The 25,488-nt window shown below is 43.3% G+C and carries 19 protein-coding genes; 6 read left to right on the top strand and 13 right to left on the bottom strand.

Annotated elements, in window-relative coordinates:
• Positions 1-2 precede the first annotated feature (2 nt).
• The 3 genes from ACKWCA_RS12760 to ACKWCA_RS12750 all read left to right on the top strand — a co-directional run bounded on the left by ACKWCA_RS12760 (position 3) and on the right by ACKWCA_RS12750 (position 5,183).
• Positions 3-1,442, top strand: a complete 1,440-nt coding sequence (locus ACKWCA_RS12760) for an ABC transporter permease (protein WP_413978590.1) — start codon at positions 3-5, stop codon at positions 1,440-1,442.
• Positions 1,443-2,783 carry a DUF3526 domain-containing protein gene (locus ACKWCA_RS12755; RefSeq protein ID WP_413978589.1) on the top strand — a complete coding sequence of 447 codons (1,341 nt, stop codon included), beginning with the start codon at positions 1,443-1,445 and terminating at the stop codon, positions 2,781-2,783.
• A gap of 189 nt (positions 2,784-2,972) precedes the next feature.
• Positions 2,973-5,183, top strand: coding sequence for a S9 family peptidase (locus ACKWCA_RS12750; protein WP_413978588.1), 2,211 nt, complete (start codon positions 2,973-2,975; stop codon positions 5,181-5,183).
• A gap of 123 nt (positions 5,184-5,306) precedes the next feature.
• On the opposite strand, the gene ACKWCA_RS12745 is transcribed toward ACKWCA_RS12750, so the two are convergent.
• The 3 genes from ACKWCA_RS12745 to ACKWCA_RS12735 form a co-directional block, all read right to left on the bottom strand.
• Entirely contained in the window at positions 5,307-9,131 is a 3,825-nt protein-coding gene (locus ACKWCA_RS12745) for a M48 family metallopeptidase (RefSeq protein ID WP_413978587.1), read from the bottom strand.
• Positions 9,132-9,462: 331 nt separating this feature from the next.
• Positions 9,463-9,981: a GNAT family N-acetyltransferase gene (locus ACKWCA_RS12740; RefSeq protein WP_413978586.1), complete on the bottom strand. Its 519-nt coding sequence runs from the start codon at positions 9,979-9,981 to the stop codon at positions 9,463-9,465.
• A complete protein-coding gene (locus tag ACKWCA_RS12735; protein ID WP_413978585.1) occupies positions 9,959-10,198 on the bottom strand; it encodes a hypothetical protein in 240 nt (79 codons plus the stop codon). Before ACKWCA_RS12735 ends, ACKWCA_RS12740 begins: the two co-directional genes overlap by 23 nt.
• 102 nt (positions 10,199-10,300) lie before the next feature.
• On the opposite strand from ACKWCA_RS12735, the gene ACKWCA_RS12730 reads away from it, so the two are divergent.
• Positions 10,301-10,675 (top strand): winged helix-turn-helix transcriptional regulator, encoded by a 375-nt coding sequence (locus ACKWCA_RS12730; RefSeq protein WP_413978584.1) that lies wholly within the window; start codon positions 10,301-10,303, stop codon positions 10,673-10,675.
• Between the two features lie 161 nt (positions 10,676-10,836).
• Here the strand turns inward: ACKWCA_RS12730 and ACKWCA_RS12725 are convergent, their stop codons facing one another.
• The 10 genes from ACKWCA_RS12725 to ACKWCA_RS12680 all read right to left on the bottom strand — a co-directional run bounded on the left by ACKWCA_RS12725 (position 10,837) and on the right by ACKWCA_RS12680 (position 22,771).
• Positions 10,837-12,447, bottom strand: a complete 1,611-nt coding sequence (locus ACKWCA_RS12725) for a hypothetical protein (protein ID WP_413978583.1) — start codon at positions 12,445-12,447, stop codon at positions 10,837-10,839.
• 240 nt (positions 12,448-12,687) lie between these two features.
• A complete protein-coding gene (locus ACKWCA_RS12720) occupies positions 12,688-13,398 on the bottom strand; it encodes a LytR/AlgR family response regulator transcription factor (RefSeq protein ID WP_413978582.1) in 711 nt (236 codons plus the stop codon).
• Entirely contained in the window at positions 13,373-14,422 is a 1,050-nt protein-coding gene (locus tag ACKWCA_RS12715; RefSeq protein ID WP_413978581.1) for a sensor histidine kinase, read from the bottom strand. The genes ACKWCA_RS12720 and ACKWCA_RS12715 overlap by 26 nt, the downstream gene beginning before the upstream one ends.
• A 34-nt stretch (positions 14,423-14,456) precedes the next feature.
• Complete coding sequence (locus tag ACKWCA_RS12710) at positions 14,457-15,728, bottom strand: amidohydrolase family protein (RefSeq protein ID WP_413978580.1); 1,272 nt, start codon at positions 15,726-15,728, stop codon at positions 14,457-14,459.
• Between the two features lie 125 nt (positions 15,729-15,853).
• A complete protein-coding gene (locus tag ACKWCA_RS12705) occupies positions 15,854-16,906 on the bottom strand; it encodes a helix-turn-helix domain-containing protein (RefSeq protein WP_413978579.1) in 1,053 nt (350 codons plus the stop codon).
• A gap of 35 nt (positions 16,907-16,941) precedes the next feature.
• Complete coding sequence (locus ACKWCA_RS12700) at positions 16,942-18,033, bottom strand: type 1 glutamine amidotransferase domain-containing protein (RefSeq protein ID WP_413978578.1); 1,092 nt, start codon at positions 18,031-18,033, stop codon at positions 16,942-16,944.
• A 225-nt stretch (positions 18,034-18,258) separates the two neighbouring features.
• On the bottom strand, positions 18,259-19,116 hold the full coding sequence (locus tag ACKWCA_RS12695) for a TSUP family transporter (RefSeq protein ID WP_413978577.1): 858 nt from the start codon (positions 19,114-19,116) through the stop codon (positions 18,259-18,261).
• A 75-nt stretch (positions 19,117-19,191) separates the two neighbouring features.
• Entirely contained in the window at positions 19,192-20,781 is a 1,590-nt protein-coding gene (locus ACKWCA_RS12690) for an L-serine ammonia-lyase, iron-sulfur-dependent, subunit alpha (RefSeq protein WP_413978576.1), read from the bottom strand.
• A gap of 114 nt (positions 20,782-20,895) precedes the next feature.
• On the bottom strand, positions 20,896-21,609 hold the full coding sequence (locus tag ACKWCA_RS12685; RefSeq protein ID WP_413978575.1) for a LytR/AlgR family response regulator transcription factor: 714 nt from the start codon (positions 21,607-21,609) through the stop codon (positions 20,896-20,898).
• A 4-nt stretch (positions 21,610-21,613) separates the two neighbouring features.
• Positions 21,614-22,771 carry a sensor histidine kinase gene (locus tag ACKWCA_RS12680; protein ID WP_413978574.1) on the bottom strand — a complete coding sequence of 386 codons (1,158 nt, stop codon included), beginning with the start codon at positions 22,769-22,771 and terminating at the stop codon, positions 21,614-21,616.
• A gap of 122 nt (positions 22,772-22,893) precedes the next feature.
• On the opposite strand from ACKWCA_RS12680, the gene ACKWCA_RS12675 reads away from it, so the two are divergent.
• Both ACKWCA_RS12675 and ACKWCA_RS12670 read left to right on the top strand, forming a co-directional pair.
• A complete protein-coding gene (locus ACKWCA_RS12675; protein ID WP_413978573.1) occupies positions 22,894-23,856 on the top strand; it encodes an ankyrin repeat domain-containing protein in 963 nt (320 codons plus the stop codon).
• 1 nt (position 23,857) lies between these two features.
• The gene (locus tag ACKWCA_RS12670; RefSeq protein WP_413978572.1) at positions 23,858-25,285 is read left to right on the top strand and encodes a serine hydrolase domain-containing protein; all 1,428 of its coding nucleotides are present in this window, start codon (positions 23,858-23,860) and stop codon (positions 25,283-25,285) included.
• Positions 25,286-25,488 lie beyond the last annotated feature (203 nt).

Here is a 25,488-nt window from a genome sequence, read left to right as displayed (position 1 = left end):
TAATGAGAAAAAGGGTAATCTTTTTGTTGGCAGGTCAATTGTGGAAAGATGCTTTTAGGTCCAAAGTGCTGCTGGTAGCTTTGGGCCTAATGGGCTTTTTGTTGCTTTTTTCAGCTTTCAGCGGTTGGGAAAATTATCATGACCTCAATCATACACGCGATGCAATTCAGAACGAAGCGCAAGAAAGTTGGGAGAATAATCCGGATAAGCACCCGCATCGAATGGCGCATTATGGTTCTTTTGCTTTGCGATTAAAACATGTATTGAGTGTTTTTGATCTAGGAATGGAAAATTTTGTGGGTAACGCCATATTTCTGGAAGCCCATAAACAGAATACGGTCAATTTTTCAGAGGCTAGCATGTCTACGGGATTGTTACGATTCGGGGAAGTAAGCTTGGCAATGTTATTGAAGGTAATCGTACCGCTGTTGATTTTTTACTTGGGTTTTGCCACCATTGCCCGTGAAAGGGAGAACGGCACTTTAAAATTGTTGATCGGTCAGGGGATCAGCAGAATGGAAATCGTTTTCGGAAAGTGGTTGGGTTTATGGGGTCTTTCCCTGATTTTTCTACTTTCGGTCTTTCTAGTGGTCTTCTCCTTCGTGCTTTTGGAATCGAATGAGGGTACCTTCGGAGATAGTATATCGCGTTTTATGGTGCTGTTCGTTTCCTATGTACTCTTTTTTGCCATACTCAGCGCCATTACCATTTTGGTATCGGCATTTAGCAAAACGGCCAAGGGAGCTTTGGTCAAACTTTTGGGTATTTGGTTGCTATTTACGATTATCGTGCCCAAATCGCTGCAGGCATTGGGATACTACCTCTTCCCTACTCCTTCTAAAATAGAAATGGAAACCGCGGTGGAGCATGATTTGATTCAGCAAGGGGATAGTCACAATCCAGATGACCCTCATTTCAAGGCCTTAAAAGATTCTGTGCTTCAGGTGCACAAGGTCGCCAATGTAGACGACTTGCCTTTCAACTATAGCGGATTCATTATGGCTCAAGGTGAAAAATTGAGTACGGAGATTTATAAGGATCACCAAGCGCGCTTATTTCAGGTTTATCAAAAACAAAATGACCTGGAACGTTATTCTGCATTTGTCAATCCGTATACCGCTATCAAGAACTTATCGATGGCCTTCTCGGGAACCGATTTTAGATCGTTTCTACATTTCAAGGCAGAGGCGGAAGCCTATCGTTACCATTTGGCACAAGAAATGAACCAATTGCAGATGGATTTGATTCCCAATAAAGGGAAAGCCGGGCCAAATGTAATTTCCAATTCCTATTGGAAAGAATTTCCGCCATTTGAATACCGATTTCTAACGGTTTCCAAAGTCTTCCGAAACGAGCTTATTTCCATTTTAGCACTCTTGTTATGGGGAATTTTGGGGGTCTTTGGACTAACAAAAATAGCTACTAACCTCAAAGCCCTTTAGATGTATCGTTTATTGTTTCAATCGTTTTTTCGAACAAAAATATTCTTGATAAGTCTTTTCTTATTGGTTACCGTAGGGATCATCAGTATTTTGATAGGCAAACAGTACTTGGTCAAACAGGAAAACGCCATTGCGGCGTCACAAGAATTTCAAAAAGAGAGCATTGCAAGAAATCTTGAATACCATAAAGAAGATTTGGGCCTACTACTCTACTACCTTCGTTTTACTTTGATCAAACAACCCAGTACGATCAGTGCGATTTCAATTGGTCAGAGCGATGTCAATCCCCTTTTACAAGCAGTGACCATACGTGGGTTGGAAGGACAGAAGTACGATACGGATTTTGAAAATCCATCCCTATTGATGTCAGGGAATTTAGATTTGGGTTTTGTAATCATTTACCTTTTTCCATTGGTATTGATCGCAATGACCTTTAATCTGTATTCTGAAGAGAAAGAACAGGGTACTTGGCGAATTCTAGCGGCACAGACCTCGGCAAGAGCAAAATTCTTGCTTAAAAAACTGGGGATTAGGATGCTTTTTGTATTTGGTGTTTTGATTTTCCTGCTGCTTTTGGCAAGCGGGGTGTTGAACATTGCATTGGACCAAAATTTTTGGGCCATATTCCTTCAAAGTATCCTATACTTGTTTTTTTGGAGTGCATTGTGCCTGTTCATAGTGTCATTTCAAAAAAACTCCAGCTTTAACGCCCTAGCACTGATTTCCATTTGGGTTGTTTTGACGGTTCTGATTCCCGCGATGGTCAATAACTATGTGCTCAACACCTATCAAGTGCCCGAGGCTTTGGAGGCTATGGTCGAACAACGGGATGGCTATCATGAGAAATGGGATTTGGAGAAGGATGCTACTATGGTCGGTTTTTTTGAGGCTTATCCCCAGTATAAAAATTATACCGTACCTGAAGAGGAATTTAGTTGGATCTGGTACTATGGGATGCAACATATGGGAGACTTGGCGGCGGAAGGCACCAGTACCGAAATGAGCGAAAAAATCATGCTTCGCAATACCGTTAGCGAGAAAGTGGCCTTTTTTGTCCCAACAATGCACGCACAACTAAGTTTCAATAGTTTAGCAGGTACGGATATGTTGAGTCACTTGGATTTCTTACAAGGTCTTGAAAAATTCCACGAAGGTTTACGACTGAGTTTTTATCCGAAAATCTTTGAAAATGTTCCGGCCGACACCATTGATTGGGAAGCACATGATGTCAAGTTTTACAAAACTACCGCTCATTTGAATTGGCTTCGTCTATTGCTGCCAACGGTATTAGTGTTCCTGGTCATCGGGGTTTTGGCATTGTTGAACCTTCGAAGATTATAATAGCGGAGGGCTGGAAATGTATTTCTGGCCCTTTTAAAAATCTGGAGCTGAAGACCAATCTCCTATTCGATCTTGTGACTCGATTTGGGCGATGGAGACCACAAGGTCTTCTCTTAGTAGGATACTCTTATAAGAGTACTATGCTTTCACCTATTTTTTGGTTACTTTGGATACAACTAAAACACCAAGATGAAACACATACTTGTCCTGCTATTTCTATGGCTAACCGCTACGGTATACACACAGCAACCTTTAACGCTAGAAGACATCTACAAAAACGATGCATACTCGGCCAAGGGATACGGTCCCGTGCGATGGATGAAAGACAATAAGGGCTATTCTACCCTAGAGCGAAACACTGAAGTCGGAGGCAGCGACATCGTGCGCTACGAAGCGAAATCGGGGGCACGATCCGTATTGGTATACGCCCGACAACTCATCCCTATCGGGGCAACGGAACCCCTGTCCATTCGCAACTACGAGTGGTCCGATGACAATGCAAAACTATTGGTGTTTACCAATACACGAAAAGTATGGCGTTACCATACCAGAGGTGATTATTGGGTATTGGATATGGCATCAGGTGCCTTGCACCAATTGGGTAGTGCTATGGAACCTACGACGATGATGTTCGCCAAATTCTCCCCAGATGCCACTAAGGTCGGTTATGTGAGCCAAAACAACATCTACGTTGAGGACCTAAAATCAAATGAAATCACTCAACTGACCTTCGACGGTAACGAATCGATCATCAATGGAACCTTTGATTGGGTATATGAAGAAGAACTGTCATGTCGCGATGGTTTTAGATGGAGTCCCGATGGCCAACGAATCGCCTATTGGCGGTCAAACACGGAAAACATCGGAACGTTCTATATGATCAACAACGTAGATTCCATATATTCCAAACCCATTCCGCTGCCCTATCCCAAAGTCGGCACCAAAAATTCTGAAGTCAAGGTTGGGGTAGTCAATGCTGTCGGAGGTGATACGAAATGGTTCGATATCCCAGGTGACCCCACCAATAACTATTTGGCCCGAATGGATTTTATTCCGAATTCGAGCGAAGTGATGATCCAACAGTTGAATCGCAAACAGAATACAAATACGGTCTGGATAGGTAACACCGACAACATGGCTGTTGATACCCTGTTTACCGATAAAGATGCCGCTTGGTTGGATGTACATGACAACATCATGTGGTTAGAGAACGAGAACTATTTCACCTGGACGAGTGAAAAAGATGGTTGGTTACACCTTTACAAAGTATCTCGTGACGGCAAGGAATTCAGTACCATTACCAAAGGAAGCATCGATGTGGTCCGTATCAATTGTATCGACCCCAAAGGCGGCTATGTGTATTATATCGCCTCACCTGAAAACTTTACCCAACGCTATCTTTACCGAAGCAAACTTGATGGTAGTACCGCTCCTGAAAAGGTCAGTCCCGAAGACCAGCCTGGGCAACATGCCTATCAAATCTCGGCGGATGCCAAATATGCCATACATTCCTATCAAAATTCCAAAGCTCCCCAAGAGATAACCCTTATCAACCTACAAAAGCATAGACCGATCCGAGTGCTAGAAGACAACCAAGCACTTGTCACTAAATTCAACACCCTAGAACTGGCTCCAAAGGAATTCATCAAGATCGATATTGGCGAAGAGGTTTTTGATGCGTGGATGATCAAGCCTTCCGATTTTGATCCTGAAAAAAAATACCCCATCATCTTTTATGTTTACGGTGAACCTGCAGGGTCTACCGTACAAGATGCTTGGCAAGGCGGGGATCTTTGGCATCGGTATTTGGCCCAAGAAGGTTATGTTGTCGTGAGTATTGATAACAGAGGGACACGCACGCCAAGGGGCCGGGAGTGGCGAAAGTCAATTTACGGACAAATCGGTATTTTGGCAGCGAAGGATCAGGCCGCGGCGGCCCGGGAATTGTTCAAGAGCTACCCGTTTATCGACACCGATAAGGTGGGTATTTGGGGCTGGAGTGGCGGAGGTCAGATGACCATGAACTGTCTGTTCCGGTATCCGGAAATCTATGGTTCTGGATTGGCGGTGTCCTTTGTGGCCGACCAACGGCTCTATGACAATATCTATCAAGAACGGTACATGGGCCTGTTGGAAGACAACGAAACGAACTATATAGCGGGTTCACCGATCACGCATGCCAAAAAATTGGAAGGCAATCTAATGATCATTCATGGTACGGCGGATGACAATGTACACTACCAAAGTTTTGAGCAATTGGCGAACGAACTGATCAAACACAACAAACTATTCGATATGATGTCGTATCCCATGCGCTCCCACAGCATCAATGAGCGGGAAAACACTTCATTTCACCTTCGGCAGACCATGGCGCGGTATTGGAAACGTGTTTTTGAATAGGCAAAGTAAATTACCTCGGGGCAAGCCCGCGAGGCATTAGAAGGAAAATTAACATTGATTTCGAGGCAAGCCTGTCCGGCAGGCAGGCGTCGGAGCATTTTAAATCTCGATTATCGAGTAAAATCATGTTTCAATGAACTGTCGTTCATTGGCAAACAACAAAGTTTGCGTATAAACTTTCCAGGCTTGCGGGGCCTGTTTTCCTAAAATTGTGGTGCCAAGCGCATAGAAGTGGGATTTAAAGCGAAAGTCTAGATCTGCAATCAGCGCTTCCGCGGCCTGAGTGTTTCTTTGTTTTGTCAATTGGATGAACTCCGTGAGCATGTTACCATCAATCCCCATGATTTTCAAGGTGTTAAGATATTCCGAACTGTTTGCTCCTTCCCTGACCGCTACCCCCAATGCCAACCATACAGAATCAAAATCGATACCATCATCCGTGTTCATGGCCAAAGCCTCCTCCAAAATCTTTGGGGAGACACCTTCTGAGGCCGCAAGTACCCGCAGCACTCGTGAACGCGTTTCGGGGTACTTGTCGGTAAAGGTGAGTGCTTCTTCTAACTTCCCTTGGGAAATTAAATAATAGACATGGTTACTCGAACCAAATACACCGTCAAGTTGACCACTTTCCATGTCTTGGTAAGCTTCAATATCTTCATTGATAATACGTTGGTCTTGGGGAATCGTTATCTGGAGAAGTTTGGCCATAACCCGACGAACACGTTCGGCATCCAGACCTATAGTAGCTCTTAAAGAGGCGTTTTGTGTACTTGCAGTGGTGAAAGCCTGATAAGATTTTTGCCACTCCTCGATTTCTGCATAGCTATAAGCAGCTGCAAAGGCCAACCAAGCATGATCGGTAAATTTTTCATGTCCCTTCATAAAAGCACGGTTCTTTTCCAACTCATCTTCAATACAACGAATCGTAAGATAATGGTAGTTTGCATTATCTGGTTCTGAACTCGCTAGTCGTTGATGATCTTCGCAAACCGCAATACGTTGATTTTCATCCGCATTGTCTTGTAACGCCCGTAAGGTATAGATCTCATCCTTGTTATTTGCCAAACGCTGTCGAAGAATATGCATTTTATCCGGATTGGAGTCTAGGAAATTCATCCATGACATTAAGTACGGACTATCGGTCTCATCCCATTTCACATGCGCCTCCACAATTTGTTGGAATTGTACACTATCTTCGACAATACTCAATAAATTATAGGGATCGATACCACTATAGCCCATGACTACTTCCCGTTTCTGCCTATCGTTGCTCGACGAGGTTGAAATGGTCTGTGGAGCTTCTTCCAAAATGTAATCCGCATCTACATTTATCCATTTAGATGTTCCGAAATAATGGTCGTCCCCCGCCCCTTCATAGCCATAATATACAGGGTATTGCATAAAAGCTCCAGCATGTGCCACATTGTAAATGTATTTTTCGGACGGATCTTCGAAATCGGTTTCCAAGGTCTCTATCGACCTACCGTCAGCTGTTGTCGTTACAATGGTATAATCGGTATCGAAATTGATATCCAACTCTTCATGTTCATTGGCTTCAAGAGCATAAGTGCTCCCATCAATGGTGACCAAGATATCCGTTTGGAGCCCATTATAAATGTACATGTTCGATTTTTGACTGTAACTGCCCAAGAGCAAGGCAGCGACTAAAATAGTACCCGAAACACCGAACTTGGCAGCTGAAGCTACCAGACCGTCCCCTTGAAAGAAACGATCTCTAAAATTCAACTTCCGTTGTATCGACCGTTCCGTACCCGGTAAGAGGCGTTTGTATTTCTTGATGGGTTCAATACCTTGTGGTGCAGGGTGTTCCATAGGTGTATCTTTAAGAAAACTGTCCCTGATTTTGTCTTCGGTATCCAGTAATTGCTCTAACGCCACATTGCGCAATTTGTCCAAATTCTTGAGGGCCGCCGCTGCCCACCCATCAATGACCTGGATCCAATCATTGATCACATGTTTGTCAGGATTGGTCAATGTAAACTCCTCAAAAGCACTTTTATAGCTTTCCACGTCCATTTTTTTGAGCATTTGAGCGTCCAATTTCAGGGTTTCGCTATCGACGAAGCCTTTTCGAACGGCGTAGTAGTAATCATCAGAGGCCCGCAGTACTTCCTGTAGTTCTGAAGAACTCACCCGGCCATCAGCCAATACGACATTCAAGACATTGTGAAACTTACGGGCACTATCGTTCAAGTTTGAAATGGTATGCTCCGTATAATGCACCAGTTCTGAAAGCTTTTTAAGATAGATAGGCCAACCTAGGCCCGAACTTTGCGCTGCTTCGTAATGTGCGCGACGACATTTGATATCATGGTCTCTCAACTGTTCCAACACCCGTTGCTCTTCTTTTCTCAGCACGTCGATCACAGCGGGAATGTCCCGCCGCTTTATTTCCAATCCCCTGTGCCAGATCCGCCTTTTCTCGACGGTAACCACTTCGTTTTCGGAAATCACCAAGGCCTCGATCTCTTCATGGATTTCCTTGAGTTGATTCAATTGCACCTTCAGGTCTTTAGGGTACAAGGCCGAAAAAATCTGAGGTAGCCGACTTGTATCGATTTGACCGTTATAGAGGTCATCTATAGTATCGTAGTTGGTAAACGCATATCGATTCAAATAAGATGCCTGATACTTTGGATGTAAAAAGGACCAATCGAAATAGGTGCTGTTCTGCGCTTCGATGCCCTCAGCATCTGAAATGAGGTCCGTTTCGACTTTCGCAGTAGCTATTAGGGTAGCCGTCATCTCTTCCTCATAGCGCACGGCGTCGGAAAGCAGGTCCTTCGTACTTCTGGTGTCAATCTTGGCGGGGATATATCGTTTTTTCGTATTCTCTTCACGGTCTTTATCCGCCGGATGGGTCGCCCACATTTTAGGCGGGTTATAGGTTCTTGATACGAAAACGCGGTCATTTTGTGGATTGTTTTCTGCTATTTTTGGTGATTTACCATAGGATTCATCATCGAGCAACCAGGCCATTCGTTCAATATAGTTCGTCTGTAACCGATACAAATTCAATACCGCCCTCTTTTTGTTCAATTCGTTGTCTACGACCTGAATTGCATTTTCATAAGCTTCGTCAGCTACTTGTAACTTTGAAAGTGCATGGATCAAAGCATCACTTCCTGTCATCGATACGGCCACCAAGTCCGCCTGAAATTCCATTTCCCTCGAGAGTGCTCTTTCGGCAATGGACACCACACCAAAGCAGGTTTCGATCAAAGAGCGTATGGCCCAAACCAAAATCGATAGAATCCAACCAATCCATGCAATACGAATATCCACGCTAGAGAGTCCAGCTAAAAACTGGTCCAGAATATCGCGCTTTCCCACAATTCGGGCTGCAATTTGTTGCGCGGTATAGACATAGCGCCCCAAGAGCATGGAACGTTGGGCAAAATGACCATATTCATGAGCGAGTACCGCCTTGAATTCACCAAGGTTCAACACATTTACCAGTCCCAAGCCGATTTCAAGATTCTTCTTCGAAGGGAATAACAAATTCAGAAACGAAAGATCATAGGATACACTGGCATTTACCCGATCTGTCAAAAATACTTTATGGGGTCGTGGCGCTCCCGCTTCATCCGCCAATTTGTATAAATAATCAAAAAGAATGGGCTCCTCTTCTTCCGTTACATAACGCCGCATCGGATTTTCCTCTCGTTTCGTTAAAAAGAAAATGGATTTTATCATAAAGAAGGATAAAAAAGCGAAACCGGCGCCTAATCCATAACTCAAAAGTCCACCCGAGCCTCGAAAAAGGTTGTAGGCCAATCGGCCGAACCAAATGGTCAAGAAAAAGTATAGTGTAATAAAGGCAATCAATGCCACTACTGAAAGCCACACGTGCTTCTTAAAGGATGGGCTTGGTTTGGTCAGTTCTTGGGGTACGTTTCCGGGTCCTGTGGCGTAATAGCTGGTCATTGGGGAATGGGGTTTGGTGTAAAAAGTCGTTGTAGTTCTAACGAAACAATTGGGTACTTCTTGTTTTTACCTAAAATTATTCTAATGAATAGACCAATTTAGCCAGCAAAAATTACTCCCGTTTTGCCCTGTGAACTATCGCACGTACCTTGCAGTACGTGTTGCTTACCAGTCCGAATCGTGTTGCTACTACCTGACTCAAAAACCTTGATCGGTCGATATGGAAAGTGCTTGTCGAGCACTAGAAGTAGTCCTCACTAGTTGCCTACAACAAGATGCACATCCTGAATGGCTTTTGAAAAAGTATACCTCCGCGGGTTAACCCACTATTTTAAAAAAATTGTTTGGACATGACCGTAAAATCAAAACGTTCCCTCCCGATTCGGAATTGATGCGACCCAATGGCCCGAAAATCATTTTTTTCATAAAAACCTATGGCGCGCTGATTGCTGTTCAAGACTGATAACCAAATGGCCTTTGCTCCTGATTCCCTCGCCTTGGCCAACAGTATATCTTGCAGGCGTTTCCCAATTTTCATTGATAGGAAGTCGTTCAGAACGTAGATTTTCTGCAATTGGCTCACCTTGTCAGAGGTCAAAAATTCTGAAGATGAACGCAGTTTGAGCTTCGCATAGCCCACGGGACGTTCATCAGAAAAAGCGATCCAGTACAAGTTATCCGACTTTTGTAAGCTGTCGGTTATTTTTTCAGCGTTAAAGGTAGTATCGAGATACGTATTCAAATCGTTGGCATCCCTGAAAAGATGGCCAAAGGCCTCGGTAAAAGTGATTCGTCCCAAACGTGAGATATGTTGTGCATCTTCCGTGCTAGCTTGTCGTATGTGTTCCATAGGTTCTAGGTTTCATTCGATATAATCGGTACAAGTGTAAAAGAACAGCCACCGAACAGCCCACAATGATCGGTATGGCACTGATCATAAGACCATATGCGATATAGATAGCGTTCGCGAGCACTGAAAGGACACGTAGACGATGTTCACTCTTTGAGGACATCGAATAGAGATTGAGTCCCAAAGCTATATATCCGATACTATCTGCAAGGTTCATAACATGGGTTTTTTATACTATACTTTTTACAGTATAAAGATATTTTGAATATATTTACCGTGCAATACCTGTCATGCATGACAGGTTAAATCATGAGATACCATGCTCGTAAACGGAGAACAAAAAGCATACGATATCGAAGGGAAATTGTTTCATTGTGGCACCAATGTTACCCTACACTTTATTGGCGGAAAATGGAAAAGCGTCATCGTCTGGTACCTGCGTAAGGGTACCATGCGATTTTCTGAACTCAAACGTCTGATGCCCGATATCACCGAAAAAATGCTGAGCATACAATTAAAGGCCCTTGAAGGGGATGGATTGATTAAAAGAACGGTATTCGGGACCAAACCACCACTTCGAGTAGAGTATGCACTATCTGAATTCGGGGAGGGTTTTGTTCCCGTAATACGAAGTATTACCGAATGGGGCATCAGGTATGCCGAATCAAAAGGGAAATTAGTCGGGTTGGATTAATTCGCGTGTTCAGCGGAAATTGTATTCTGATGCATCTCGTACTCCCTAACGAAATGGAATAGAGTCTATGCCATGCCCGCGGTCTTTCCAAAGCACAACACTTGCCCTTATTTTAAAGTCTATTTACAAGCTATATTAAGGTATAGAGAGCCAAAATGCCCTTAATCACAATCGGGAATCTTTCCTTCAAGGGTCATCAGATTCCAAGCGGTTTCATAGCCCAGTTTGTGTGCTCTCCAAGAACGCCATTCCCCAGAAGAGGCATCTGCCGGCTCCGCACCTAAATCACATTTTCCTGTCAACAGTGTATAGATATAGGCCCCTGAGGCCCGATCTAGATCACGGCTCATATGCCAGTTGTCACGATAGGCGGAATCGGCAATATTTAAAGCCTTCATTTGCGCATATAATGCGCGTATAGGAACTGCCCGGGCTGTAGGCAATTCATTTTCACGTATCATATAGAACGCCACACCCAAATCCGTTCCATTCTCTGATTGAGAACCCCTTTTGTCAATTCCATATAACATCGAGGTATCTCCGGTCGTCGAACCGTCTTGCATCGGAAAACCTATGGAGTAGTCAAAAGAACTCGGATCTATTTTATAGCGTTTATTAGCTTCAAAATTGGTATTGGCCCTTCCTAAATTGAAGTGCACCGTTGGGGCACCGTCGCGCTCCAATTGGGTTCCATCGGTCTTCGATATGACCCAATTCAAACCACCGATAATACCGTTTTCAGAACTGGTGCCGGTATGGTTGTACCGTATGATCGATGCATCGACATTGCCTGTTTGAAAAGGGGAGTTATAGGTAAATATTCCGGAAAAATGTGTCGCATCCTTGGCTTGGTTTACATTTTGAAAGGCTACATCTGCCAGTGCATCGTTATAGGTATACTCTGATGTGGCGGCATTTTCCTTGAACAGCTGTGTATAAATTGAAGCAGCTGCCAGATAGGCCCCGTTGGGTGAAGGATGGGCTGTTTGTTCATCTTTTAAATCAGAAGAAAGGTCTTGCCAAGCGAGACCCGCCGGTACCACGTCTATGCCGACTTTGGCACCAACCGCAGTGCGATAGGTAAATTCCTCAAAATGGGTTAGGGGCCCTGTATTTTGTTCGTTCTTTGGCCATGGCATCAACAAAAGTGGTTGTGCATTGCCTTCGGCAACCTTGGCCGCAATGGTGTTAACACCAAGGGAATAAAACCCTGGTACTTTAGAAATGATGTACGGATCGGCGGCGATAACGACATAGTCCCAGTCCTTTTCCCCGGCACCTTTCAAATTGGCCATTCGCTCTTGCTGTCCCTCGGGCCAATAGTAATACTGAAGAAGAGAGTGTGCATAATGTGTATATTCATATTGATTGCCCGTATCGCTCCCCAAACCTACCATCATCGTTTTGTCCTTATAGGTATCTTCATATTCGATGTGTATCTCGGCGGTGACCTTGGCATCTTCCGTTAAAATCGTTCGTAACTCTTCTGCGACGGGGCCTAAAGAAAAGGTAGATACACCACTGCCAATAGATGAACTTGGACCTAGTAGCAAAATGTTGATCGCACCATCTTGGTTCATGTCCACATCGGCCGGTTCTTCAATAGGTGAATCCATCGAATCGGTATCATCGTCGGAAGCGCCTACTTCTTCCGTGTCAACGGTCGATGGTTCATCTTTGCTACAACCCATAACTACAAATAGTACTGCTAGGTAGAATAAGGAGATGTAGTGGGTATTCCTAGTTCGAAAATTGTGGGACTTGGTTATCATAGGACGATTTTAAAGGTGGTCGCATACAGAACGGAGCACTATCCTATAAAGTATGGTTGAATGGCTTATTTAGATGAAATGCACCTTCTGGTCCGAACCAGGAAAATATCAACACAATCCTATATGTCATCCGGAGTTAAGGACCCTTAGTAGCGATTCGGTACTATAGTACAGCTTGTGCTTCTATACCGGTTTGTTCTGGACTCTAATGGATAGTATAGTATTTGGAAAAGATACCGACTACGGGCGTTCAATTAATTTACTCCCGATAATCGCTTGATATACGTGTTCCCTTAGGGCCCTGCTCATGTTAATTTGATTTCCTGCAACGTATATTCGATTCCCTTCGAGTTTGTCAATATGCTTATAAGCGACCAAATAATAGCGATGTACCCTTATGAATTTCTCTTTTGGCAACTCCTTTTCAATCTGCTTTAAGGAAACCAGCGTCAGGTAGGTGTCATCCACCGTATGTATTTTTACATAGTCTTTGGCGGTTTCGATGAAGGTGATGGCATCAATGAACACCTTGACGATCATTCCGTCACATTTGATGAAAATATGATTTTCGCGTGCCTCGTTTTGCCTAGACAAATCAGAAATTATCCTGGTCTTCTGAATCCCTCTAAGGAATCTACTATAGGAAAAGGGCTTGAGCAAAAAGTCGACCACGTTCAGTTCGAATCCCTCTAGGGCGAACTCTCGATGTGCAGTTGTGAATAGTACCTGGGGAGGATTTGCAAGTGCCTTCATAAATTCAATCCCGGTCATATCAGGCATTTGAATATCTAAAAACAGGATGTCTATCGTATGTTGTTTTAAAAATTCCAATGCGCTAATAGCGGATGAAAAAGACCCTGTATGTTCTAAAAAAGGTGTTTGTTCGATAAACTCTTCCAGCCCTTTTCGAGCTAATGGCTCATCGTCAACTACTAAACACTTCGTCTTCATGGAGTTTGATTTTTAGGTCTACCGTGAATTTGTCATCATGACGTTGGATATTGAAGAGGTGGCGGTGTGGATAAATCAATTCCAAACGACGCTTTACATTCGAAAGTCCAATACCACCACTGCCTTTTTCATTGGATTTTTTACCGCTCTTTTGCGAAACTGTATTTTCGACCTCAAAATGAAGGAATTGACCGGATTCTATCCCTGCCCGAATCCGTACTTCGTAACCAGCACTACTCTGCCCGTGTTTAAACGCATTTTCAACCAGTGGTAACAATAACATGGGGGTTATGGTCAATTTTGATGGAGGAGTTGGAAATGTCTGTTTAACGGTGACCAGGTCTTCATGCCGAATCCGTTCAATGGCAATGTAATTCTTGAGGTTTTCAAATTCCAGGGCCACGGGAATCGATTTTTTACTGGACTCATACAATTGGTGGCTTAAAATTTCGGAAAACTGCAAGAGCATTTTTTTTCCACCTTCTAAATTCTTTCCGATCATAATGTAAATACTATTCAAGGAATTAAAAAGAAAATGTGGATTGATTTGATTCTTCAATAGGTTTAATTCGGTCTGTAACTGCTTTTGCTCTATTTCGCGCAACGAACGTTCTTTTCGAAACCATTCGTCCGTTAGAAATAGGGTCATTGATAAGCATAGGGCCAAAATCACTTCGGTAGTAATTGCAATTTTTCCTTGAACAGTAGCGAAGAACTGTGCGATAGGAAGGTATATATTGATATGTTCAAAGTAAAACTGAAGAAAATATGAGGAAAAGAATACGGTACCAACGGTACAGACGATCAGTGCGAGTATATAATCAACAATTCTTCTTTTCAACAACAATTTGGGCATTAGAACATAGAGGTTGAAGTATACCAAGCCTGCATAGGGCATGAAGGCGAACAGATTGGTTTCTATATTTTCCCATATGTCCTTATGGTAATTGAGGTCATGAACACTCCATAGCAATAGAAACAGCACCCAGAAAATAATATGTTTGTTTACGGTACCAAATCGCATAATCGGTTATTTAATACGAGCTAATGTAAGGTAGTTAATTTAGAACTACCCCTTGTTTGATCCGGAGGGTAATATTTTCAGTGATTGCATCAAGGTTGGCAAGCGGATTGGTCTTCAAGACCAGAAAACTAGCTTCGTACCCTTCCTGTAACCGCCCCACTTTCCGTCGCGGAAAAGTAGTGGCCGTAGCATTTTCCGTCCACATCTTCAATAACTCCAAATTACTGAAAACGTTTAAGTTCCGTAACATACGGAATTCTTCAGTGGAGTTGTCATTGTACATATCAGACCCTAGCGCTAAAGTGACCCCTGAGGCTTTGAGCAGTTTTAAATTAGTAGTTATGTTGTGTAACAGGTCTTGGTATTCCGGTCGTTTTTGTCTTTTGGTCACCAGAGATACCGTGGTCACCACTACCAGCCCCTTTTTCTGGGCTAAAAGAGCGTCCTCTTTAGCGATTGCCCTTCCATTTTTCAGTTCAGGTAAATGTGCGATTTCATCTACCCCAGCTGTCACGGCAACATGGAAATCATGGGCGGTTTCCACGTGCGCACTTACCCTTAGACCTTCGGCATGCGCTTTTTCCACGATAGGACGAATCAATTTCGGGTTCAGTCCCTTTTGCCCGAAGTAGGCTGTATCATTTTTTCGTTCCTCATAGGTTTCCGAATACAATAGGTTCAATTTGATGAAATCAGGCGCGAACGATAGGATACTATCCCACTTTTTATCTAAATCATTGGCATTGTCGATACGAACATAGCCATGGAATTCGATTTCTTCGATTGACGTGAATAGCCCTTGAAAATAGCCCTTTTCCAAGTATCTTTCGCGAAGAGCGATTGGGTGTCCCCCACTAGCGGTCAAGGGCGCATGGGCGAAGCTGACATCAATTCCATCAGGCTTATTGTAGTGTTTCAATAAAGGAGCCACGCGTTTCTTTATGGACGAAAGATGCTTGACATAAAAGATCCCGTTTTCCAAATAGGAAGCGATTCTTTTATCCAATTCATAACTACTTTCAAGGTTGTGATTGTGCGCCTCGGCAAAGGGTGGAATGACGAATTGGTCCGCTAAGTCTAGTATCGTATCCTCCGCTATACCAGGGTTTTTAAAACGAATCAACCCATCGCTAAGCCATACTGTCTTCTGTTCAAAAGTGGTTCCGTTAAACCAATGACCGTTAATCAATTTCATATGTTGACTGTCGGGATTCGGTCGGGCGTAAGTGGCCTTTTCGTCAAGGTTTTGGGAAAGTGCGGAACTACTGAAAAAAATGAACAGTACAATTGTATTAAAAGTTTTCATTTGTTGACACTATTTTGCAAGAAGAAAAGAAGTACATCCTCCATTACAAAATCTAATCGTCGGGTGGAGATCAGTAGTAGATAGAATGCAAGCTATGGTAGATGGGCAAAGTTAGCGCTCAAAATTCAGGAAGCATTCTTTTTAAAAGAAGAAGGGGTCGTGCCTTCGAATTTTTTAAAGGCACTATTGAATGACGACAAACTGCTGAAACCACAATCAAAAGCGATTGAAGATATGGTATATTTTTCGGTGTTTACGTCCAAGAGCTTTTCTTTTGCCTCTTGAATACGGTAGTAGTTTATAAAATCGTTGAAATTGCGCTTCGCATATTGATTGATAATCTCTGAGGTTTTTTGCGTGCTTTTTCCAATGCGGTCGCCTAAGACCGTAAGTGAAATTTCAGAATCAAGATACAGTTTTTCCTGTACGACAAGATGCGCTATTTGTTGAAACAGAACCGAGTTTGAATTCGATTCGAATACACTGCCATCACCATTCGTAGCCTTTAATTTAAATGCCACAAAACTTAAATAATAAATGACTACGGAATAAACGATAGGTCCAACGATATAGGGTACTGTATCCTCTATGATATTCAACACATAGGAAATCCAGATTATACCGAATCCGATAATCAAAATCCGGAGCCATTGTAGCACAGCAGCTTGCGCTTTTGTCTGTTGATCTTGTGGATGGTTTTTCCTCATTTTCCAAACCAGACTACCCGATCCAATAATATAGAAAGCCAAATGGAGGTAGGTGAATATAATGATACTTGCGAAGAGGGCAACGGCCTGACTATTATGTTCATTGAACCAATCATTTGATATGAAAAAGCTACTTAAGAATACCAAAACAAAGGGTGTAAACTCCAATAAGTTCACTTTCCGTGGTTTAAAATTTGGCTTGGTCATGGCCTGAACATACCACTGCAATAAAGGGCCGATGACGAGAAGAAAGGAGAGTCCTGCAAAAATAAAAAGAGGTTCCAAGTCTTTTCCGAAATACAGCATTACCGATTTACCGATGCGAAAGGCCATAAAAATCAAGAGCAGGCCCAACCAAAGGTTGGCGCCTGTTCGTTTCTTGGTAAAAAAGAAGAGGTATAGGGCAACTAATACGCCATGTAAGAGTCCCGAGCCGCTGATGAGTATAAGAAGTATATCTGAAAAACCCAATCGATTCTTTTCTCTAATGTAACGATATCTGATTACTAAACATCCATTTGCTTTATAAAAGAAACCAAACCTATAATTTCAAAAAAACTACTAACATCGCCTTGCATAGCTGCAATAATACCATGCTTGGCAACGAGCACCCGATTGATGGGAGTTTTCTGCACTTCGAGCATATGCACGATCATCTCCTTTGCCTTGGGTACACCAAGCTTATGATACGTGAGTAATACACTGACCGCATTTTCTTCATCCGTGACCTCCCGAAACTTGGGTCGATACCCTAATTCAGCAACCATGGTTTCGGCTACCGGCCAAACAGACCAAGGGTTTTGTCCGGTAATCAGTTTCTTGTCATGACTGATTTTTTCTAAATACATACCCCCTTCATTGAATCGTGCCCCTTGTTCGACTAATTTGTCTTGCAATAGAAATGGGAATATGGAGGCTGCATCAGGAATGAGCAATAATTCCTCGGCATTCGTAAAACTGCTAATCCGTTTGTTTTCTAGTATTGAACTACCATTTTCCAAGGTAACATTGACCAAAGCTGCGGGCCCATGGCATACTGCACCGATAACTTTATCATTTTGGTAATACTCACGAACAAGGTTCTGTATGGATTCGTTTTCCGGAAAATCGAACATGGCCCCTTTGCCGCCCACAAAGAAAACCGCCTCGTAATCCTCTTTAATCACTTCATTCAAGGGAATGGTATGCTTTGCTTTGCGTTGTGCGCTAGTGTCGTTCAAAAAAGCGAAATCATAGGCCCCCATATCTTCGTCATCAATGATCACCCGCGGGGTACCTCCTAAAGGACTCGCAATATCAACTTCAAAACCATTGGCTTGGAACACATAGTATGCACGGGCCAATTCGGTGAGTTCATAACCTGTGCTTTTTCCGCTCTCTCCCATCGTTTGGGCACTGGTGACCACAGTCAAGATCTTGCCGCGCATACTTGGAACGTTTTCGGTTAGGTATGGTAGATCTTTTAGTTGGGAGTTTACTATAGTATTGTTTTTAGGAGGAATCAACCCCTTAAACCAGAAGCCGAACGAAACAAGGATGACCACTAAACCGACAAGGGTGAGTAAGGTCCATTTCAATATTGGAAATTTTTTTAGCATGATGTATTTGTTTTTTGATTGGCTCGCAAATACGGGTTTCTAACCGGTAAAAGCATTGCAAATGATAATTCCGTCAGAATTTAAACGCATTATAGACGCCAATTTTTTAGGTTGAGGAATAGAAGTAGGCCTGATGCTTATTTAGACTGTGCGAACCGCTTTTACTTAAATGGGAAGGGGAACAGGTGTAGAACTTGGCACCGTACTCCCTGTCTTTAAATCCAGTTATGGCTTGGTAAAGCCAGCATAGAGCATGATACCGGAGGTATAGAGTATGACTACGATCACCACCCATCGCAATACATCCAAAGGCAATGATTTTACCATAAAGGCGGCAATGGCCACGGCGATGATTCCAGGCAGGGCCATTGCTACGGCAGCTTTTCTATTATAGGCCTTCTCTCGGATGAAGCGCACTGAGGCAGGAGGCATCAAAAAGGCACAGGATCCCATCATAATCGGAAAGGCTACTTGAGGAGACATGCCCAATGCAAAGACGAGGGCCATACAGGGGGCATATAAACCGATTCCCGCAGTCATCAAAGCACCTAATCCGAAATTTGCAATGACAGCAATAACCAATTTACCCTTGCTTAGTCCGATGGCTTCTCCTCCACCCTGAATCCATTCCATACTCCCGGCGAACATAAAAAATGCGGTCACTAAAAGGGCAAACCCCATGACGAGGCGAATCTTTTTCTCAGATAGTTTGGCAACCACTCCTGCCCCCAATACAGCCCCTAATGCCGCCGATGCGAACATGCAGATCAAGGTAATCGGTTCTACTTCTATGATGGTAATAAAAATCAAGGCCTGAAACAGCACCGGAAGTGTATTGGCGACATTGAGGGTACCTGGAATATGCTGGTCCTTTGTTTGCTTGGTAAACTTGAGCAGCGCAGTTTGGGGTGCGAAAGAACCAATGCCCAATACATCAAAAAAATTAACAACAAAACCGATAATCCCGGTTTTCAACCAACTGCTATTTTCCAAAGTATTTCTATGTGACCAGAAGTCCCGGGCTAGAACAATGGAGAACCATAGGGCAAGTAAGGCTAGCGAAATCCATAGGGCAGTAATCATACGGGTTGGTTTTTGGTCACGAAATAAGAAAGAGAAAATTGGTCATACCTCATTACTATTTGGTATGGACGTTTGTTAGCACACTTTATAAAAGGTTTTGTTCGTCGTGTGTTCTCCTTTCGCCAGTTGGGCCTCGATCTTCTTTGCGGTTTTAGTGATAGCAAGTCCGCCTAATCCAGTACAGCAAAGCGTATTGGGCATGGCATCGCCTACCCGTTTCATGGTCTCTATGACCTCGTCTAATGGAATCAAGTGGTTGTAATCCGATAGCGCCATGTTGGCACAGGAGATTGCATTGGTCGCAGCCATTACGTTCCGATTCAAACAGGGAGCTTCTACCCGATCGGCAATCATGTCACAGACCATCCCTAAGCTTGACTGTAACGCCATGGAAGCCGCGGAAAGCGATTGCTGCAGTGAACCTCCCTTTAAGACGACAATACCTGCGGCTGCCATGCCGGATCCAGAGCCACATTCGGCCATACAGCCCCCGACCTCGGCGGCGAAAGTGGCATGAGCGGCAATGAACACTCCAATAAGTCCGGCTGCCAATAAGGCTTTTACCAATTCATCTTCGGATAGTTCCAATATTTTTCCAATACCGATAATCGCTCCAGGTAAGGCACCACAGGAACCAGCCGTGGGTGCTGCGACAATGACGCCCATGGAGCTCTTCACTTCCATCATGGCGGAGGTGTACAAAATCACTTGATTCAGTACCGCTCCCTCGACCAATTTTTTCCCATCCATTTTTTCCTGAAAGGTTAGAGACTGTGGACCTAAGATACGATCGGCATATTGCGTTCCCTTTAAACCCAATCTGATAGCATTTTGCATGATCTTTAAAATGGAACGCATTTTTTCAAAAACCTCTTCCTCACTGATTGCACCACGCATGCTTTCATAGGCCAGGGCCAACTCCCATAATTCAAAATTCTTATTACGATTATAGGTTAACATTTCATTACAGGTGATAAAAGGAACCTTCAAATCCTTTCGGGCCAAAACAGGAAGCACAGGATTCAATTTTTTTATACCAAGTACCGCTTCCATATCCAAAAGTGAAGTCTCTAGGTCATCTGGAATTTGCTGTCCTGATTTAATTTCAATAAAGGAAGGGTCGCCTTTGCGTAAACTTAGTTCATCGGCACTGAATGATTGTTCAATGTATGCCATAATGGAAGAAGGTGATGTACTATAGATCAAGGTTTGGTAAAAGTCCCCAGCCATGGAAACAGCCGCTCCATCGATTTCGATTACTTGGATCATACCGCCCCCAGTCGAAAGCGCGATGACCTTATGTGTCTCCCGACTATTCTTCAAAGTAATTTGATAGGTATTCGGATGTGTAGCGCCTATGGGATGTATATCTATTTTAATCTGAATACCCGCTTCCTCGATTGCAGATAGGTAGTTTGGCAAACGTTCATCGTCCGCCTCCCAGCCCATAAACCCTCCGAACAATCCCATGTCCGACCCTTGTCCTTTATGGGTAGTGGCCAACGATCCATTCGGATCGAACTCGATATATACTTCTTGAATGTCGCCGTCCATTAAATCACGACATAGCCTTCCAATACGAAGGGAAGCCGCACAATGTGAACTGGATGGGCCACGCATCACAGGGCCGATTACATCATTGAATATGCTTGGAAAATGTGCCATTTGCTAGATTTCTGTGTATACTAAATGTACGCATTAATCTGCTATAACATCAAAGTGATACGACATAAGGGTAAGCAAATACCGGATTTTGAATTCGGTATTGTTTTTTAGTAATCAGGATTTTCGCCCATTTAAAAAATGCAACACCGTCTCCTTATAACTAGCGCCTATAGGAAGTTCTATTGTATTGATTTCAACGTCTACCTTCGTAAAAGCGGTTACTTTTGTTGTATTTACTAAAAATGATCGGTGTATTCTTAAAAAGGTTACGGGTAGTTGTACTTCAAAATTGCTTATGGATTCCTTAGTGACCACGCTCTTATCGGATAGGTGGATCTTAATGTAGTCCTTCATACTTTCCACATATAGAATCTCGTCAAATTTAATCTTGATATACTTTTTGTTGGCATTGACATAGAGGTGGTCATTTCGTGGAACTTCAGGGGTCATATTTTTCATGGGAACAATCGGTAGTTGTACCATAGTCTTGAATTTATTGACCGCTTTGAGCAAGCGGACAAAGGAAATCGGTTTTAAGAGGTAATCGACCACGTCTAATTCATAACTCTCGATAGCATAATTACGATATGCAGTAGTGAATATGACCTTCGGTAGGTTCGGAACGGTCTTTAAAAAATCGATTCCGGTCAATAAGGGCATTTCAATATCTAGAAAAATGAGGTCTATCTTCTGACTTTGTAGCAAGCCTAAGGCTGCCACTGGGTTTTCAAAAGTAGCTGACAATTCAAATTCGGGGAGTTGCGCAAGATGTGTCTGAAGCACTTCTATGGCCAAAGGTTCATCGTCAATTATTACACAGGTGATCATGACGTCATGTATTTAAACTTATGGATAATCGAACGGTATAATCCGCCGGGGTTTCTACAATAGCTAGGTGGTGTGCATCAGGATACGCTAGGTCAAGTTGCCGTTTTAAATTGGCCTTGCCAATACCCTTTCCTTCGCGGATGGTATCCTTAATGATTTTGGGTTTGGTGTTGAAAATTTCAAAATACAATCGGCCGACTTCCGCCTGTAATGTGATGTTGATCTTGGCTTTTTCGACACTTCCGCTTACCCCGTGCTTAAAGGCATTTTCAACCAATGGCAAAAGCAAAAGCGGAGGTATTTGTAGCGTTTTATCCGGCGCCTCGCAAGTGAAGTTGACGTCTATTTTTCCTCCATAGCGCAAGGTTTCCAACTCGATGAATCCTTGAATAAGTTCGATTTCCTTTGAAATGGGTATCGCCGATTGATGACTTTGATACAAAATGAAATCTAGTAGCTCCGACAACTTTAAAACCACCACCGGAGCCAGGTCGGACTTCGAAAGGGTCAAAGCGTATAGATTGTTCAAGGTATTGAATAAAAAATGGGGCTGTATCTGACCTTTTAAAAATTGAAGTTCGTTGACGATCTTTTCCTTTTGTAGTTGTTCAGTGCGTTGCTTTTCCTCGAATCTCGATTTTACCGCTTTGATCAACATCATGATAAAGGCATATACATAGGTAGACGTAAAGTATACGGAAAATAGGAAGGCAGTATCTGTTAGTATTTCTGAAATGGATTCTTGAACGAAATCGGTGCGTACAAAAGGTTCCGCAATATGAACCACGCCTATTCTGCCCATCGCGGAGAAGACATAAATCGACAGTAGTAATGACAGCCCAAAACGAACATACTTCTTTTTATAGAGCAGGTGTGGCAATTGATAGTAGTTGAGCACATAGGCCGCCAATAATTGAGCCGGTAGAAAGGCAAGATAGGTAATGACATTGGGCCAGAAAGTGCCCGAGTTTAATGCAGCCAGAACGACAAATAGAAAGAAGAGGCCCAACCAAAACAAAAGGTGCGTCAACCATCTTTTTTGTAAAACCCGATCCAAGACCGATTCTTTTTTCATACCCGGCAAAAGTAGGTATTTCAACAAATTCTTCTTGCTGAAATCTATGAATGCCCATTTCCGACCCACAGCGCACGGGTATCTCATGACGAATGTTTTTAGAGGTGGCAATCCTTTATATGATCGAAAGAAAGGTAGCTTGGTCGATTTTAAAAAAAGCCCTTCCCTTCCGACCCTACATTTGGTTCATCAATTAAAAAACGAACAAGATGAAAACGATCCTTTTTCTAATTACGTATTGTACGGTGAGCATTCTGGGAGTGCGGGCACAAGACTGTGAAAATCTATTGATGGCCGTAAAGAACAACAACAAGGCCTATGTACAGCGCCTTTTGAAAACGGTAAATCCCAATTGCAGCCACGACGGGGTACTTCAGCCACGTACCCCGCTCGGAATGGCGGCTAGTATAGGTAACCTTGACATTGGAACCTTACTTATGGATAAAGGTGCCAAGGCTACCCATTACTTTCACAGGGATGCTACCCCATTAATGATCGCAGCCGAAAGGGGCGATTATGATTTTGTCAAATACCTGACGGATAATGGAGCACAGGTGAACCGAAAAGTGTCCGGCGATGGTACACCACTCATGTCGGCGGTACGTGGGGGAAACGAGGCTATTGTGGCATTGTTACTGGATTTGGGAGCTGATCCGAATGCAACGGTACCTGGGGATGGAAATGCCATAATGATGGCGGGTAAATACAATGAACCAGCGCTGTTGAAAATGCTTTTGGCCCATTCAGGCGACATAGATAAGGCCACTATTGGTGATAGCACTGCCCTTATCCATGCGGCTTCTCAGGGAAATTTAATGCTGATTCAAGTATTGGTCGACCTTGGGGCGGACGTGAATAAGGCCAGTCCCCAAGATGGCAATCCCCTGATTATGGCCGCTAAGAATGGTCATTTGCCGATAGTCCGTTTTCTTGTAGAAAACGGAGCCGAGGTAAACGTGCACGTGAAAGGAGATGAAACACCACTTATCCGAGCCGCATGGAGCGGACATCTTGACGTCGTGAAATACCTAGTACAGCAGGGGGCCGATATCAACAAAACCGTTCGGGACGGTTACGCTATTCTTTCCGAAAGCAGAAATGCCCTTAAAATGGCCAAGCATGCCAAACATGACCATGTGGTACGCTATCTCGTCAGCCAAGGGGCTAACTAATATGAAAACCATTAAAAGAGAGACCATGCGCATCAAAACCATAATTCAATTGATTCTTCTTCTTGCTTACTTCAATAGTGTTCAGTCTCAAGATGCAATTAACGCCGAAACCCAAGACGAAATAGAAAACTTGGCCGAGGCTTTTTTGGAAAAGACCAAGGCTCCGGGGCTATCTATTGCCGTTCGTAAAAATGGAAATACCATTTACGCCAAGGGATTTGGCCAAGCCAACAAAGACGCTAATATTCCGATGGATACGAGAACAAAATTGCGAACAGCATCGGTGGCCAAAGTTATCACGGCTACTGCTTTAGGTGTTTTGGCATCTGAAGGGAAACTTGATTTTGATGCTCCTATTAAAGACTATGTGCCCTATATTCCAGATGCCTTTTCCCATCTCACCACCCGTCAGCTGGCAGGTCATACAGCAGGCCTTGCCCATCGACCGAAAGGGGAACAATTTAAAAAGAAACAATATGATGACATACGGGAAACCGTCTTATTAATGAAGGCCCCTCCCTTGTTTGAAGCGGACACGGATTACAAGTATTCCACTCATGCCTATAATTTACTTGGAGCAGTTATTGAAGGGGCCTCTGGAAAATCGTATGCCGATTATATGACCAATTTCATTTTCAAGCCTTTACATATGACCCATACCGGCCCAGAGAATATTGATGCGCTGACCCAAGAAGATGCTGAACTCTATAGCATTGCAAAAGGAAAGGTACGCAAGGCAAAACGCACTAATGGAAGTTATAAGGTTCCAGGAGCAGGCTTCAGAAGTACCCCCTCCGACTTGGTCAAAATGATGGACGCCTACACCAACGGTATGATTTCGGAAAATGTGGTAACCGAAATGTTCAAGAGCCACCAGTTAAACGGTGGTAAAAAAACTTTTGTGGGGATTGGTTGGCGTTCCGCAATCGACCCTTTTGGCAATCCCGTAATTGAGCATGCCGGTAGTTGGCACGGAGCCCGAACTGTTATTGTCCATTATCCTGAGGAAGACCTGAATATTAGTCTAATGATCAATGCGGATTGCCCAGTTTTAATAGAGGAAACAGCACATCTTTTTGCACAAGTCATTCGAAATAAAAAACAAACCGTAAAGGATATGGTCTTGACGAATCAAAAAATCATGCTCACCTTGGAGACCAACGAGAAACGTGAAGTACATGAAGGGACCCTCACCATGAATACCAAAACAGGAAGGCTAAAAACCAAGAAAAAAGGGTTTTTGAGCGACTCTCCTATCTTGTATTTGGGAAGTACAAACGACTATGCCATAGCCACTTCTTATGGTCTACTGTATGCACATCTTAAGAATGATACAACCCTTGAGGGAAGAATTTTCAACTATTTCAATAGATCGGATAAAAATCCGAAAAGCGAAACACCCTTGGCGACCATACAAACAAAAGGATAATCGAGCTTTTGGTAGTACCTCAGGACCCGTAGAAAAAGTCGCCGAGATGCCGGAAGTACGTTCTGGTATCCGTGCCGAAGTTGTACACAATAAGTTATCTATTTTTTGGAGGGACGGCACCTTTTGCCACAGCACCGGTCAAAAACACCATTTACATCTATGAGCTGACTACCGCAAAGTTTACTACGGAAGTAATTCCTACG

This window comes from Maribacter corallii (genome assembly GCF_047345415.1).
Taxonomy (GTDB): Bacteria; Bacteroidota; Bacteroidia; order Flavobacteriales; family Flavobacteriaceae; genus Maribacter_C.
Note: the sequence above shows the minus strand (reverse complement) of the source record. Positions and strands in the feature narration are given on the sequence as shown.

Bases quoted from the DNA above. Each gene is read 5' to 3' on its own strand.
- ACKWCA_RS12760 (WP_413978590.1), top strand. From the start codon at position 3: ATGAGAAAAAGGGTAATCTTTTTGTTGGCAGGTCAATTGTGGAAAGAT.
- ACKWCA_RS12755 (WP_413978589.1), top strand. From the start codon at position 1,443: ATGTATCGTTTATTGTTTCAATCGTTTTTTCGAACAAAAATATTCTTG.
- ACKWCA_RS12750 (WP_413978588.1), top strand. From the start codon at position 2,973: ATGAAACACATACTTGTCCTGCTATTTCTATGGCTAACCGCTACGGTA.
- ACKWCA_RS12745 (WP_413978587.1), bottom strand. From the start codon at position 9,131: ATGACCAGCTATTACGCCACAGGACCCGGAAACGTACCCCAAGAACTG.
- ACKWCA_RS12740 (WP_413978586.1), bottom strand. From the start codon at position 9,981: ATGGAACACATACGACAAGCTAGCACGGAAGATGCACAACATATCTCA.
- ACKWCA_RS12735 (WP_413978585.1), bottom strand. From the start codon at position 10,198: ATGAACCTTGCAGATAGTATCGGATATATAGCTTTGGGACTCAATCTC.
- ACKWCA_RS12730 (WP_413978584.1), top strand. From the start codon at position 10,301: ATGCTCGTAAACGGAGAACAAAAAGCATACGATATCGAAGGGAAATTG.
- ACKWCA_RS12725 (WP_413978583.1), bottom strand. From the start codon at position 12,447: ATGATAACCAAGTCCCACAATTTTCGAACTAGGAATACCCACTACATC.
- ACKWCA_RS12720 (WP_413978582.1), bottom strand. From the start codon at position 13,398: ATGAAGACGAAGTGTTTAGTAGTTGACGATGAGCCATTAGCTCGAAAA.
- ACKWCA_RS12715 (WP_413978581.1), bottom strand. From the start codon at position 14,422: ATGCGATTTGGTACCGTAAACAAACATATTATTTTCTGGGTGCTGTTT.
- ACKWCA_RS12710 (WP_413978580.1), bottom strand. From the start codon at position 15,728: ATGAAAACTTTTAATACAATTGTACTGTTCATTTTTTTCAGTAGTTCC.
- ACKWCA_RS12700 (WP_413978578.1), bottom strand. From the start codon at position 18,033: ATGCTAAAAAAATTTCCAATATTGAAATGGACCTTACTCACCCTTGTC.
- ACKWCA_RS12695 (WP_413978577.1), bottom strand. From the start codon at position 19,116: ATGATTACTGCCCTATGGATTTCGCTAGCCTTACTTGCCCTATGGTTC.
- ACKWCA_RS12690 (WP_413978576.1), bottom strand. From the start codon at position 20,781: ATGGCACATTTTCCAAGCATATTCAATGATGTAATCGGCCCTGTGATG.
- ACKWCA_RS12685 (WP_413978575.1), bottom strand. From the start codon at position 21,609: ATGATCACCTGTGTAATAATTGACGATGAACCTTTGGCCATAGAAGTG.
- ACKWCA_RS12680 (WP_413978574.1), bottom strand. From the start codon at position 22,771: ATGAGATACCCGTGCGCTGTGGGTCGGAAATGGGCATTCATAGATTTC.
- ACKWCA_RS12675 (WP_413978573.1), top strand. From the start codon at position 22,894: ATGAAAACGATCCTTTTTCTAATTACGTATTGTACGGTGAGCATTCTG.
- ACKWCA_RS12670 (WP_413978572.1), top strand. From the start codon at position 23,858: ATGAAAACCATTAAAAGAGAGACCATGCGCATCAAAACCATAATTCAA.